Raw genomic sequence first — 12,400 nt, 5'->3', positions numbered from 1 at the left:
TTATAGTGTCTTTGACACAAAAAGAAACCCTCTTATTCAGGAGGGTCTCTGTCTTCTGTAAAGTAACGCAATACGCCTTTATATACGGATGCCGCGATTTTGTCCTGATATTTGGGCTTGGCCAGCTGTTTTGCTTCTTTCGGATTAGACAAAAACCCGATCTCGACGAGCGCCCCCGGCTTTTTCACATTTTGCATCAAATAAATGCCGTGTATCCTCTTTGCCTTCCGCGTCGTGTTTTCAAGATTATGTCTTAATTCATCCTGAATAAACTTGGCGGCCCGTTCGTTTTCTTCATATTGTCCGTAAAAGAAGCTTTGCGCACCGCTCCATCGCGCGGAAGGAATCGCATTCAAATGGATGCTGAGGTAAAGGTCGGCTTCAGAATTGTTGATCACGTCGACCCTTTTCCGCAAGTCTTCCGCTTTCCTTCTGCTGAGTCCCTTCGTTTCTTCAGGAGCGAGATCATGATCGTCCTCCCGCGTCAACAACACTAAGGCGCCCTGTTCCTGGAGATAGTCCCTGATTCTAAGGGATACTTCAAGCGCCACGTCTTTTTCAAGGAGTTCACCGCTTGATGCCCCTCCATCCGCGCCCCCGTGTCCAGGATCAATATAAATGATCTTGCCGCTCAACGGAAGATTCCATGACCGCCAAGAATCATCATTGTGGAATTGATATTGAAATAAACATAATAAAACGACAAAGCCGAGTAAAAACCCGAGCCATTTTATTTTTTTCTTCATCCCTTTCCCTCCCGCTCGTCCTTACTACAACATATGGGACAAGGAAAGGAAATATGATTCAGCTTGGTCGCACTTTTACATAAATTATCTGAGCCGAAGCTTAAAGCGTCTTTCCCGCTCGCTGAAGCCTTCCTTCCACCAGCTTTGGATGAAGTATTCGCACGCATAATAAAGCGGTTCATGAGCCGCTTGAATATTAAAAGCCTCAGACCAGCTCACCGCATATTCATAAAGCTCGTGCAGAAGCTGTTTTTCTTCTTTTTCTGAGCGGACCATCGCTCGTTGAACGGGTTCTCCGTGATAGCCGAACTTTCCGTACTCGGCTCCCAGCAAATAGGCCTCAATGGCAAAATCGATGCAGCCGTCATACAAAATATCCGTGTGCTTAGAAAAAAAGTGAAAAAGAGGAGCAAAGCATTCCTCCGCAGAATTCAGCATTTTTTCCAAAGACAGTTCGCGCAGAAGCTTTTTTTCCAAATTGATCTGCTTCTTTTGTTTTTCATTGTTAAAAGATACGACCGTCCCCATAGAACCGCCTCCTTTTTACCTTGTATTGTGCAGTCAGGAGCCGGAAATCATGCTTTTCTAAGGAAGGGAAACGGAGGAAGAAGCCGAAAATATTAGGAACCGCGAGATGAAAAGCTATTCACTCACATAGCTGCTCCATATCTCCTCTTCTTCTTCAGACATCTCGCCAATTACTTTAGAGAAATCCACTTTTTTCTTGCATATGTCCTTCAATACATAAAATTGGTCAAAAGAACCGGTAAACTCCTCTAACGAAGACGACTGCGCCACCACTTTAAGGTTTGCGATTTCAGAACCATCCAATTCCAGTCTTTTCAGATGTTCCAAGCCGGCAAGAACGGTTCCGTCTTTAACGGACGAATTGATAAGTGTTAGTGTTTGAAGCGTATGAAGCGTGCCTAAGAAATCAACGTTTTCTAACGTAATATTTTCAACCGTTAAAGACCTTAATGTTTCCAAACCTGCTATCGCTTTTATCTCTTCTTCGGATACATGTTCACTTCCGCGTATATGTAATCGTTTCAACGTGCTGATTTGAGAAATATCGTTTATTTGCTTTTCGGTACAAACATTTACCTTTAAAAACTCAAGGTTTTTACAGTGACTGAGCGGCGTGTATTCTGCAGCTTGAATATCCGTCATATCCAATTCTCTCAAAGATGATAAATCCGCAAGCGGAGACAAATCGGTCACGCATGTTTTCTCCACATTTAAGTACTGCAGATGTTTCAATTGAGCGATTGGCGTTAAATCTGTTACCGGGTTATTTCCAAGATAAAGCTTTTTCAAAAAGATCATGCTTTGCAAAGGCGTTAAATCATAAATACGATTTGCACTTAAATTCAATTCCCTCATATCCGTACAGACTGATAGCGGTTTAATGTGTGTCAGCTCTCTGCCAGCTAAACGCAGCTTTATCTTGTTACAAAATGCTTCTGGACTTTCAGCCATCGTTTCCACAATCGCAGTCCAGCGATCGTCCAGCTGACGAAGCCATCTGTCCGCATGTTCAAGATCGGCTTCCTGCGGTCTTGCATGCAGCACCGGAAGTTCCATGGAACGGATGGCATCCAGGAAATGAAGCTCTTCCTCATTGCTGTAGCTCCAGCTGACGGCATCATCATATTCATCAATCGTATAATGACCATTTTTAAGCGTATTTGTTATATGGATCAGTAGATCTGTCACATGATGAGCAATCACATACTTTATTTCTTCGTCGCGTCCGAAATTGATCACTTGTCCGGCTTGCCCCTCCTCATCAGGATCAAGGTCTACGCCAATATGATTTCCTCCGTAATCCCTGCTAATCGGAATCCATCGGCGGTTCGCATATTTCTCTTTAATCCAACACGGCGGAACCGAATATGCATCGATCTCTTCCAATTCTTCATCTCCTTCAAGCCCCTTCCATATTCGCCACTCCGTGAGCATTTCTTGCAAGGAAAGAAAAGGAAGTCCGAAAAATAATCCGGGGCCCGATTCTTTTTCACCATTATGGGTAAGATAAAGCGCCCTGAACTCTTCAGGAAACGTGACTTCCATTTCATTTTCAGCTTTTCGAATGTCTTCCTCTGTTGCAGGAGGATTCAAAAACGGACGGAAATGTTGTTTTAATTCAGTACGCAACTGTTTCATTATTGTTTGAATCATCTTTTCTCTCCTTCATGCTTTGTAAGACTCATTACATCATGAATGTGTATCCTTGGCAATCCGGGAAGGGAAACAGAGCGAAAAGCCGAACATATTAGGAGAGGTGAGCATGAGATGAAAGGTTTGTTTCAGTATAATTGGCAAGTTCGCGATGAATGGTTTGACTGGTGCCTGAAGCAGCCGCCGGAGGAAATCGAAAAGAAGCGTTCAGGCGGTATGGAAAGCATTTTGAAAAACTTGTTTCATATTGTCGATGTTGAGGTGAGCTGGATGTATGCCATTTTAGACAAGCCGGACTTCACTCCCGAGTTTTCCGACTACCCGTCGATTCAGCACATTATCAGGTTTTCTGAAGCGTATCGTCCCGAGGTTGAGAGCGTGGTTTTTCATTTTTCCAGCGCAGCCGAACAGAAGCCTGTCAAAACGTCTTGGTCAGAAGATACCTATACACAAGGTGACATTTTAAGGCATTTGATCGCCCATGAAATTCATCACATCGGACAAATATCCGTCTGGGCGCGGGAGATGAACCGTGTTCCGGTATCCGCTTCATATGTAGGACGGCAGCAATAAAAAAGACCCCCAAGACAAAAGTCTTGAGAGCCTTTGAAACGCCAAAAATTAACGTTTTGAGAACTGAGGTGCACGGCGTGCGCCTTTAAGTCCGTATTTTTTACGTTCTTTCATACGTGCGTCACGAGTCAGTAGACCGGCACGTTTTAGAGTTGAACGGTATTCCGGATCTGCTTCAAGCAAAGCGCGGGCGATACCGTGACGGATTGCTCCGGCTTGACCGGATAAGCCGCCTCCATGAACGTTTACTAAAACGTCATAAGTACCAGCTGTTTCAGTCAAATTTAATGGTTGTTTGATATCTTCGATTAGAGCTGCAGATGGGATGTGCTCGCTGATTTCACGATTATTCACGATGATACGGCCTTCTCCTGGAACTAAACGCACACGCGCTACAGAGCTTTTACGACGGCCAGTACCGTAATATTGAACCTGTGCCAAATTGGTAACCTCCTTTTTAATTAACCGCGAAGTTCGTAAACTTCAGGTTTTTGTGCTTCGTGTGGATGCTCAGAACCACGGTATACGTTCAATTTTTTGAACATTTGACGACCTAGAGAACCCTTTGGAAGCATGCCTTTGATCGCAAGTTCAAGCATTTTCTCAGGGTAGTTTGTACGCATTTCAAGAGCAGTTCTTGATTTTAAACCGCCTGGATGTTGAGTGTGACGGTAGTAGATTTTGTCCGTTAACTTTTTACCAGTTAACTCGATTTTTTCAGCGTTGATGATGATCACATGATCTCCAGTGTCAACGTGTGGTGTGTAAGTTGGTTTATGTTTTCCGCGAAGGATAGATGCAACTTCTGTAGAAAGACGTCCTAGCGTCTTGCCAGCAGCATCAACAACTAACCACTTGCGTTCAATATTACTTGCGTTAGCCATAGGTGTTGTACGCATTAAATTTCCCTCCTAAATAAATCTGCCATTTTCAATAAACTTCAATTACGTTCTATTTCAAAACACAATAAGTTTCCGGGGCTTATCGTGGGGTTGAAATACATACCATATGATATCTTATAACTTTCTGTACTCTCTGTCAAGAAAATGTTACACCTGGTTTAGTTGTCATAGATAACACGCCATAAATACAAGCCGTGCGCCGGTGCAGTGCGCCCTGCGGCATCGCGGCTTCTGGCAAGAATCATCTTTTCAATGTCTCCAGGGGAAAATTTGCCGGTTCCTACATCAAGAAGCGTGCCGGCAATGATTCTAACCATGTTATACAAAAATCCGCTGCCTACAATCCTCATCTGCAGTCCGTCCCCTGTGTCAGACCATTCCAGTTCATAGACCGTTCTGACTTTGTCCTTCACTTCGGTTTTGGTTGCACAAAAGCTTGTGAAATCATGGGTTCCGACCAGATAGCGGGAGGCTTCTTTGACTTTTTCCATATCAAGGTCATACGGAACATGGTATGCGTAGTGGCGTTTAAAAACGTCCGGATGTCTGCCCCTGTAAATCATATACCGGTATTCTTTTCTTTTTGCAGAAAACCTCGCATGAAATTGATTATCGACAGCTTCCGCCTTGTGGACCGATATATCATCAGGCAGCAGGGCGTTCAAAGCATACGGCCATTTCGCCTCAGGGATGGATAGCGGACTGTCAAAATGAATCGTCTGTCCGACCGCGTGGACGCCGCTGTCGGTACGCCCGGATGAAACGACAGGAATACGCTCTTTCGCTTTATGGAGCGTTTGCAGCGCTTTTTCAAGCTCATCCTGCACCGTTCTTTGACCAGGCTGCACTTGGTAGCCGTAAAAAAGGTGTCCGTCATATGAAATCGTGCATTTCATTCTCATCGTCTATCACCTAAGTCCGCAATAAAATTAGCAATACGCCAAGACCAGCTAAAATGAGAAGCACGGAAGTATCCTTCCATTTCCACGTGAGCTGCCTGTATTTTGTACGGCCTTCCCCTCCTCTGTATCCTCGCGCCTCCATCGCGGTTGCAAGCTCTTCGGCTCTTTTAAAGGCACTGACAAACAGCGGAACAAGAAGAGGAACGATCGCTTTGACACGTTCTTTGACCGGGCCGTTCGTAAAATCGACGCCTCTTGCCATTTGTGCTTTCATGATCTTATCCGTCTCTTCGATCAGAGTCGGTATAAATCTGAGGGAGATGGACATCATGAGAGCGAGTTCATGAACGGGAAGCTTCAACTTTTTAAACGGACCGAGCAAATGCTCCAAACCATCGGTCACTTCGATTGGAGTCGTCGTCAATGTTAAAATCGTTGTGATCATGATGAGGTAAACAAAGCGCAGCGAAATAAAAATCCCTTGAACAAGCCCCTGCTCATAAATTTTAAACAAGCCGAAATCGGCGAGAACCGGTCCTTCCCTTGTCATAAAAATATGAAGCAGAAACGTAAACAGCACAATCCAGAACACCGGCTTCATCCCTTTTAAAAGGAATCGCACCGGAACGCCCGACAAAGCTGCGGCTGCGACCGTAAACAGGCCGAGCAGTGCATATGTTTCCGTATTATTCGCGAAAAAAACGATAAAGACAAAAAGGAAAATGGTTAACAGCTTTGTACGCGGATCAAGCCGGTGAATGATCGATGTCCCGGGTACATATTTGCCGATAATGATATTGTCCATCATAGGGCATTTTCCTCCTGAAAAAGAGCTTTAATTTCGGAGGCTGCTTCTTCAATCGTCAAGATCGGCGCTTTGAACGTAATGCCCAGCGTTTCTTCAAGACGTTTTTGGAATTTAATCGTTTCCGGTAAATCAAGCCCAAAGGCAGCGATATCGTCTTTCCTTGAAAAAAGCTCCCGCGGCGTCCCTTTTGCTTTGACCGTGCCTTTATGCATCACAATCAGTTCATCTGCATACGCCGCCGCATCTTCCATACTGTGGGTGACGAGAATCGTCGTCAGCTTCCTCTGCTTATGGAGGCTGTAGAACATGTCCATGATCTCTTTGCGGCCTCTTGGGTCAAGCCCTGCCGTCGGTTCATCGAGGACGAGTACCTCCGGCTCCATCGCCAGCACTCCCGCAATGGCCACGCGGCGCATTTGCCCGCCGCTTAGTTCAAACGGGGACCTGTCGGACAGCTCCTCATCCAAACCTACAAGCTTCAGCATTTCCCTCGCCTTTTCTTCCGCCTTCTCCCGGCTCATACCGAAATTGATCGGGCCGAATGAGATGTCCTTTAAAATTGTTTCTTCAAACAGCTGATGTTCAGGAAACTGGAAGACAATCCCGACCTTTTTCCGCAAAGCTTTTAAGTGTTTATTCTTTTTGCCTGCTTCAAGAACGTCCCCGCCGAGGCGTATCTGTCCTTTTGTCGGTTTTAAAAGCCCGTTCAGGTGCTGAAGCAATGTCGATTTTCCCGATCCTGTATGACCGATTACAGCGACATAGCTTCCCTCTTTAATCACGGCGTTGACATCATAGATCGCCAGGCGTTCAAAAGGCGTTTTCATCTGGTATCGGTGCTCTACATCTTTGATTTCAATGTCCATAGCTCATTCACCAATCCTTCTTGTGTCAGATGATCGCCTTTCAAAGCCAGACCGCTTTCCTTCAGCATTTGGCTGAGCTGAAAAGAAAAAGGCAAATCAAGCCCGATTTTTATCAGGTCTTGATTCAGACGAAAGACTTCCTGCGGCGTGCCTTCGGCAAATTTTCTTCCGCCGTTCATGACGATGATCCGGTCGGCCTTAGCAGCTTCGTTTAAGTCATGTGTAATCGAAATGACCGTAACCATTCCCTGGTCTTTCAGCCTTCTGACCGTATCCAGCACTTCTTCCCGTCCCATCGGGTCGAGCATGGAAGTCGCCTCGTCGAGAATCATGATGTCAGGCCGGGCGGCAAGCACTCCCGCAATCGCAACACGCTGCTTTTGCCCTCCAGAGAGATGGTGCGGCTCTTGATCGAGAAATTCTTGCATGTTCACCTGTTGAACGGCCCAATCCACCCTTTCCACCATGTCTTCTCTTGGAACTCCGTTGTTTTCTAAACCAAAAGCCACATCATCGCGGACGGTTGTCCCGACAAATTGGTTATCCGGATTTTGAAACACCATACCGACTTTTTTTCGGACATCCCAGACCGTCTCTTCCGTCAGCTGAATACCGCCGACTTCAATCGATCCTTCGTCAGGCAGGATTAGTCCGTTTAAAGCACGGGCGAGCGTCGACTTCCCTGAGCCGTTGTGACCTACGATTGCAAGCCATTCTCCTTTTAACACATGGAAAGATACATGATCAAGCGCAGGCCTGTCCGCATCTTTCTGGTAGCGAAACGTGATATCCTCTGCAGCGATTAATCGATCTTGATTCATTTGCCCGTCCGGCCTCCTCTCCTCTAAAGCTCTGCTTTTCTGACTATTCTTTTATCATAGAAAATTCCCCGGTATCTAAAAAAAGGGCATAGATCCAGTTAAAAACTGTCCCGCCCTTCTTTAGACACACAAAATATGTGATTAAACCAATTCGATGATAGCCATTGGTGCTCCGTCACCACGGCGAGGACCAAGCTTCATAATACGTGTGTATCCGCCTTGGCGCTCTTCATAACGAGGTGCTACATCAGAGAAAAGTTTTTGGAGTGCATCTTGGTCTTTCTCTGCATCTGCAACCTCATTGCGGATGTATGCAGCTGCTTGGCGGCGTGCGTGTAAATCTCCGCGCTTGCCAAGTGTAATCATTTTTTCTACAACAGAGCGAAGTTCTTTCGCGCGAGCTTCTGTTGTTTCAATTCTCTCGTTGATGATCAGGTCTGTTGTAAGATCACGCAGCATTGCTTTACGCTGTGCACTAGTGCGTCCTAGTTTTCTGTATGACATGTGGTGTCCCCTCCTTTATTGAAATACTCTATCTGAAATAAAAAACACACGAAAATCCTAGTTCACATGGAAACTAGTCAATCGTCTTTGCGAAGGCCAAGTCCAAGTTCTTCAAGTTTCGCTTTTACTTCTTCAAGCGACTTGCGACCCAGGTTGCGAACTTTCATCATATCTTCTTCAGTTTTGTTCGCAAGTTCTTGAACTGTATTGATTCCCGCACGCTTCAAGCAGTTGTAAGAACGGACTGAAAGATCGAGCTCTTCAATAGTCATTTCAAGAACTTTTTCTTTTTGATCCTCTTCTTTTTCAACCATGATTTCAGCATGCTGAGCTTCGTCGGTCAAACCGACAAAAATATTAAGGTGTTCAGTCAAAATCTTTGAACCAAGCGCAATTGCTTCTTTTGGTCCAGTGCTTCCATCTGTCCATACGTCAAGCGTAAGTTTGTCATAGTTTGTAATCTGACCCACACGAGTATTCTCAACTTGATAAGATACGCGAGAAACAGGTGTAAAGATGGAATCAATCGGGATGACGCCAATCGGCTGATCGTCTCTTTTATTCGAGTCAGCTGGTGTATACCCGCGACCTCTTTGAGCGGTTAAGCGAACTCGAAAACTCGCATTTTGGCCAAGAGTCGCAATGTGAAGATCAGGATTCAAAATCTCAACATCACTGTCGTGGGTAATATCAGCAGCTGTTACAACTCCTTCACCCTGAACATCAATCTCAAGCGTCTTCTCTTCTTCAGAGTAGATTTTCAGTGCAAGTTTTTTAATGTTTAAGATAATCGTTGTAACATCTTCAACAACGCCTTCGATCGTCGAGAATTCATGCAGTACACCATCTATTTGGATCGATGTTACAGCGGCACCAGGGAGTGAGGATAAAAGGATACGACGTAAGGAGTTACCCAAAGTTGTACCATATCCACGCTCAAGTGGCTCTACGACAAATTTACCATACTTGGCATCGTCGCTGATTTCAACCGTTTCGATTTTTGGTTTTTCAATCTCGATCATTTCATAAAACCCTCCTTCAAAACGTCGAAACCCCGGAAAGAATTTCTCTGATTCTATCCGAAATTCCCCATTGTTTAGTCCCGTATGTGCTCAGGCAACGAGTGTGCATTCGTTTTATAAATTAACTGTATCATAACCCATTATTGACAGGGACACAAAATCTATACAAACAAATTACACGCGGCGACGTTTTGGCGGACGGCATCCGTTATGAGGAACAGGCGTTACGTCTCTGATAGCTGTAACTTCCAGTCCAGCAGCTTGAAGTGCACGAATTGCAGCTTCACGGCCGGAACCTGGTCCTTTTACAGTAACTTCAAGAGTTTTAAGTCCATGTTCGATAGAACCTTTAGCAGCTGTTTCAGCAGCCATTTGTGCAGCGAATGGAGTGGATTTTTTAGAACCTTTAAATCCTAGAGCTCCGGCACTTGACCAAGAAAGAGCATTGCCATGAACATCTGTGATAGTAACAATCGTGTTGTTGAAAGTTGAACGGATATGAGCAATTCCAGATTCAATATTCTTTTTCACGCGGCGTTTACGCGTGTTTGTTTTACGAGCAGCAGCCATTGTTTAATTACCTCCCTTGCTTATTTTTTCTTGTTAGCTACAGTACGACGCGGACCTTTACGAGTACGCGCGTTATTTTTAGTATTTTGACCGCGAACAGGCAGTCCGCGACGATGACGAATTCCGCGGTAGCTTCCGATTTCGATCAGACGTTTGATGTTAAGAGACACTTCACGGCGAAGGTCACCTTCAACTTTCAATTTGTCAATCACGTCACGGATTTTACCAAGTTCTTCTTCAGTCAAATCACGAACGCGAGTATCTTCAGAAACTCCAGCTTCTTTTAAGATTTGCTGAGCCGTTGTACGACCGATTCCAAAGATGTATGTTAATGAAATAACAACACGTTTATCACGTGGGATATCTACACCAGCAATACGAGCCATCTCTCTCGCACCTCCTTAAAAATTATCCTTGTTTTTGTTTATGCTTTGGATTTTCACAGATCACCATTACTTTTCCTTTTCTGCGAATGACCTTACATTTTTCACAGATCGGTTTAACTGATGGTCTCACTTTCATGTGTTTCCAACCTCCTTCAATTTCCGGAGTGCTTTATTTGTAACGGTACGTAATTCTACCACGAGTTAAGTCATATGGAGATAATTCTACCGTAACTTTGTCTCCAGGTAAAATGCGAATGAAGTGCATGCGGATTTTACCAGATACGTGAGCCAAAACCGTATGGCCATTCTCAAGTTCAACTTTGAACATTGCGTTTGGCAGTGTTTCGACTACAGTACCTTCCACTTCAATTACATCGTCTTTCGCCATTCAAGTGTTCTCCCTTCTTCAAATCAGTAACTTGCTCTCTGACAAATTTCAAAAGAGAAAATCTCAATTTTCCGTTTGTCACACGCCCTGTTTCGTTTATACTGTTCTGAACTTCCGGAGATACGCAATCATAAAAGGTTAAATGATTGATATTCTTTTTCTTAGGAGAATGAAATTTACGCTTTTCTCCGTCTGCTACCAGCACATGATGATGATCGACTATATCAATAACAACTGCGTATTGGTTCATTTCGCGGTCTTTTATTATGCGTACGAACTGTCCAATTTCAGGTGTTTTCCGATACATCTCATTTCACCTAGGCTTTTGTCAGTATCTCAAAACCGGCTTCCGTTATGGCAATCGTGTGTTCAAAGTGAGCACACTTCTTCCCGTCCACAGTTACAACCGTCCAGTTGTCAGCCAATGTTTTGACATAGCGTGTGCCTGCATTGACCATCGGCTCAATGGCCAGGACCATGCCAGGCTTTAAACGCGGGCCTTTGTTCGGCGGACCGTAGTGAGGAATTTGCGGATCCTCATGCAGATCCTGCCCTACCCCGTGTCCTACATATTCCCTGACGACTGAAAATTGTTCGCTTTCGACATACGTTTGAATTGCGTGGGAAATATTCGACAAACGTTCTCCCGGTTTTGCTTCCTTCAAGCCTCTATATAAAGACTCCTCTGTCACATCCAGCAGCTTCTGATCATCATCGCTAATCGTACCCACTGGATAAGTCCATGCAGAGTCACCATGATAACCGTTCAGCTTCGCACCGATATCGATGCTGATGATGTCCCCGTCGCGAAGGACCCGTTTTCCCGGAATACCGTGCACGAGTTCTTCGTTGACCGAAACGCAAATGCTCCCGCGAAAACCATTATACCCTTTAAAAGACGGGATTGCACCTTGCTTTGTAATAAAACGTTCGGCAATTTGATCCAGTTCTTTTGTCGAGATGCCGGGTTTAATGTGCTTTTTTAGCTCCTGATGAGTTAAAGCGACAATTCTTCCGGCTTCCCGCATGATTTCGATTTCTCGGGGAGTTTTACAAATAATCATTTGTCCCGGCCTCCGAGAAGCTCCTTTATATCAGCGTAAACTTCATTGATGTGCTTCTGCCCGTCAATGTTTACGAGATATCCTTTATCCTCGTAGAAATCGAGTAAAGGCTGGGTTTGCTTCATGTTGACCTCTAACCGCGTGGATACGGTAGCTTCATTATCGTCTTCACGCTGATAAAGCTCTCCTCCACACTTGTCGCATACATTTTCTTTTGCAGGCGGATTAAAGACTAAATGATAAGTTGCACCGCAGTTTTTGCAGATTCTGCGTCCTGTCAGACGTTCCATCAATGCATCTTTATCGACTTGAATGTTGATGACATGGTCAATCGACTTGCCAAGTCCTTTAAGAATTTCCTCAAGTGCTTCAGCTTGAGCGACTGTTCTCGGAAATCCGTCCAGAAGAAAACCTCCGTCACAATCATTCTTGCCAAGTCTCTCCCTGACAATACCAATTGTCACTTCATCCGGAACAAGCTCACCTTTATCAATGTATGATTTGGCTTCGAGTCCCAGATCCGTTTCTTCTTTCATCGCAGCGCGGAACATGTCTCCTGTTGAGATATGAGGTATCCCAAAATCTTCAACAATCCGTTCAGCCTGTGTCCCTTTACCGGCTCCAGGCAGTCCCATTAAGACTAAGTTCATTTCGGATTCCCCGTCCT

Annotated in this window: 19 protein-coding genes; 1 reads left to right on the top strand and 18 read right to left on the bottom strand. The window is 44.8% G+C overall.

The genetic code is table 11. The features are described from left to right. Positions 1–32 precede the first annotated feature (32 nt). The 3 genes from cwlD to MHI30_RS00925 all read right to left on the bottom strand — a co-directional run bounded on the left by cwlD (position 33) and on the right by MHI30_RS00925 (position 2,927). A complete protein-coding gene (gene cwlD / locus MHI30_RS00935; RefSeq protein ID WP_020449902.1) occupies positions 33–746 on the bottom strand; it encodes an N-acetylmuramoyl-L-alanine amidase CwlD in 714 nt (237 codons plus the stop codon). An 84-nt stretch (positions 747–830) separates the two neighbouring features. Then, a complete protein-coding gene (locus MHI30_RS00930; RefSeq protein WP_020449901.1) occupies positions 831–1,274 on the bottom strand; it encodes a YbaK family protein in 444 nt (147 codons plus the stop codon). A 114-nt stretch (positions 1,275–1,388) separates the two neighbouring features. Beyond that, complete coding sequence (locus MHI30_RS00925; RefSeq protein WP_075752534.1) at positions 1,389–2,927, bottom strand: SMI1/KNR4 family protein; 1,539 nt, start codon at positions 2,925–2,927, stop codon at positions 1,389–1,391. A gap of 114 nt (positions 2,928–3,041) precedes the next feature. Here MHI30_RS00925 and MHI30_RS00920 point away from each other — a divergent pair, with 114 nt between their 5' ends. Next, a complete protein-coding gene (locus MHI30_RS00920; protein WP_075752536.1) occupies positions 3,042–3,500 on the top strand; it encodes a DinB family protein in 459 nt (152 codons plus the stop codon). 48 nt (positions 3,501–3,548) lie between these two features. Here the strand turns inward: MHI30_RS00920 and rpsI are convergent, their stop codons facing one another. The 15 genes from rpsI to MHI30_RS00845 form a co-directional block, all read right to left on the bottom strand. Further along, positions 3,549–3,941, bottom strand: a complete 393-nt coding sequence (rpsI, locus tag MHI30_RS00915; RefSeq protein WP_020449882.1) for a 30S ribosomal protein S9 — start codon at positions 3,939–3,941, stop codon at positions 3,549–3,551. A 20-nt stretch (positions 3,942–3,961) separates the two neighbouring features. Beyond that, positions 3,962–4,399, bottom strand: a complete 438-nt coding sequence (gene rplM, locus MHI30_RS00910) for a 50S ribosomal protein L13 (RefSeq protein WP_020449881.1) — start codon at positions 4,397–4,399, stop codon at positions 3,962–3,964. 161 nt (positions 4,400–4,560) lie between these two features. Then, entirely contained in the window at positions 4,561–5,304 is a 744-nt protein-coding gene (gene truA, locus MHI30_RS00905; RefSeq protein WP_020449880.1) for a tRNA pseudouridine(38-40) synthase TruA, read from the bottom strand. Positions 5,305–5,314: 10 nt separating this feature from the next. Then, positions 5,315–6,112 (bottom strand): energy-coupling factor transporter transmembrane protein EcfT, encoded by a 798-nt coding sequence (locus tag MHI30_RS00900; RefSeq protein WP_020449879.1) that lies wholly within the window; start codon positions 6,110–6,112, stop codon positions 5,315–5,317. After that, positions 6,109–6,978: an energy-coupling factor ABC transporter ATP-binding protein gene (locus MHI30_RS00895; protein WP_075752538.1), complete on the bottom strand. Its 870-nt coding sequence runs from the start codon at positions 6,976–6,978 to the stop codon at positions 6,109–6,111. The genes MHI30_RS00900 and MHI30_RS00895 overlap by 4 nt, the downstream gene beginning before the upstream one ends. Then, entirely contained in the window at positions 6,954–7,799 is an 846-nt protein-coding gene (locus tag MHI30_RS00890; RefSeq protein ID WP_075752540.1) for an energy-coupling factor ABC transporter ATP-binding protein, read from the bottom strand. The genes MHI30_RS00895 and MHI30_RS00890 overlap by 25 nt, the downstream gene beginning before the upstream one ends. Before the next feature lie 141 nt (positions 7,800–7,940). Beyond that, on the bottom strand, positions 7,941–8,303 hold the full coding sequence (gene rplQ / locus MHI30_RS00885; protein ID WP_020449876.1) for a 50S ribosomal protein L17: 363 nt from the start codon (positions 8,301–8,303) through the stop codon (positions 7,941–7,943). 77 nt (positions 8,304–8,380) lie between these two features. Next, positions 8,381–9,325 carry a DNA-directed RNA polymerase subunit alpha gene (locus MHI30_RS00880; RefSeq protein ID WP_043925518.1) on the bottom strand — a complete coding sequence of 315 codons (945 nt, stop codon included), beginning with the start codon at positions 9,323–9,325 and terminating at the stop codon, positions 8,381–8,383. A gap of 174 nt (positions 9,326–9,499) precedes the next feature. Next, positions 9,500–9,895, bottom strand: coding sequence for a 30S ribosomal protein S11 (gene rpsK, locus MHI30_RS00875; RefSeq protein WP_003178380.1), 396 nt, complete (start codon positions 9,893–9,895; stop codon positions 9,500–9,502). A gap of 20 nt (positions 9,896–9,915) precedes the next feature. Continuing rightward, positions 9,916–10,281 (bottom strand): 30S ribosomal protein S13, encoded by a 366-nt coding sequence (gene rpsM / locus MHI30_RS00870; RefSeq protein ID WP_003178378.1) that lies wholly within the window; start codon positions 10,279–10,281, stop codon positions 9,916–9,918. A gap of 22 nt (positions 10,282–10,303) precedes the next feature. Beyond that, positions 10,304–10,417 (bottom strand): 50S ribosomal protein L36, encoded by a 114-nt coding sequence (rpmJ, locus tag MHI30_RS00865; RefSeq protein ID WP_003156543.1) that lies wholly within the window; start codon positions 10,415–10,417, stop codon positions 10,304–10,306. 33 nt (positions 10,418–10,450) lie between these two features. After that, positions 10,451–10,669, bottom strand: coding sequence for a translation initiation factor IF-1 (gene infA / locus MHI30_RS00860; RefSeq protein WP_003178377.1), 219 nt, complete (start codon positions 10,667–10,669; stop codon positions 10,451–10,453). Further along, positions 10,647–10,976, bottom strand: a complete 330-nt coding sequence (locus MHI30_RS00855) for a KOW domain-containing RNA-binding protein (protein ID WP_075752542.1) — start codon at positions 10,974–10,976, stop codon at positions 10,647–10,649. Before MHI30_RS00855 ends, infA begins: the two co-directional genes overlap by 23 nt. Before the next feature lie 10 nt (positions 10,977–10,986). Then, complete coding sequence (gene map / locus MHI30_RS00850) at positions 10,987–11,733, bottom strand: type I methionyl aminopeptidase (RefSeq protein WP_023855909.1); 747 nt, start codon at positions 11,731–11,733, stop codon at positions 10,987–10,989. Then, the gene (locus tag MHI30_RS00845; RefSeq protein WP_003178371.1) at positions 11,730–12,383 is read right to left on the bottom strand and encodes an adenylate kinase; all 654 of its coding nucleotides are present in this window, start codon (positions 12,381–12,383) and stop codon (positions 11,730–11,732) included. The genes map and MHI30_RS00845 overlap by 4 nt, the downstream gene beginning before the upstream one ends. Between the last annotated feature and the right edge of the window lie 17 nt (positions 12,384–12,400).

The sequence above is a fragment of the Bacillus sp. FSL L8-0528 genome (assembly GCF_038593085.1).
Classification (GTDB): domain Bacteria; phylum Bacillota; class Bacilli; order Bacillales; family Bacillaceae; genus Bacillus; species Bacillus paralicheniformis.
Note: the sequence above shows the minus strand (reverse complement) of the source record. Positions and strands in the feature narration are given on the sequence as shown.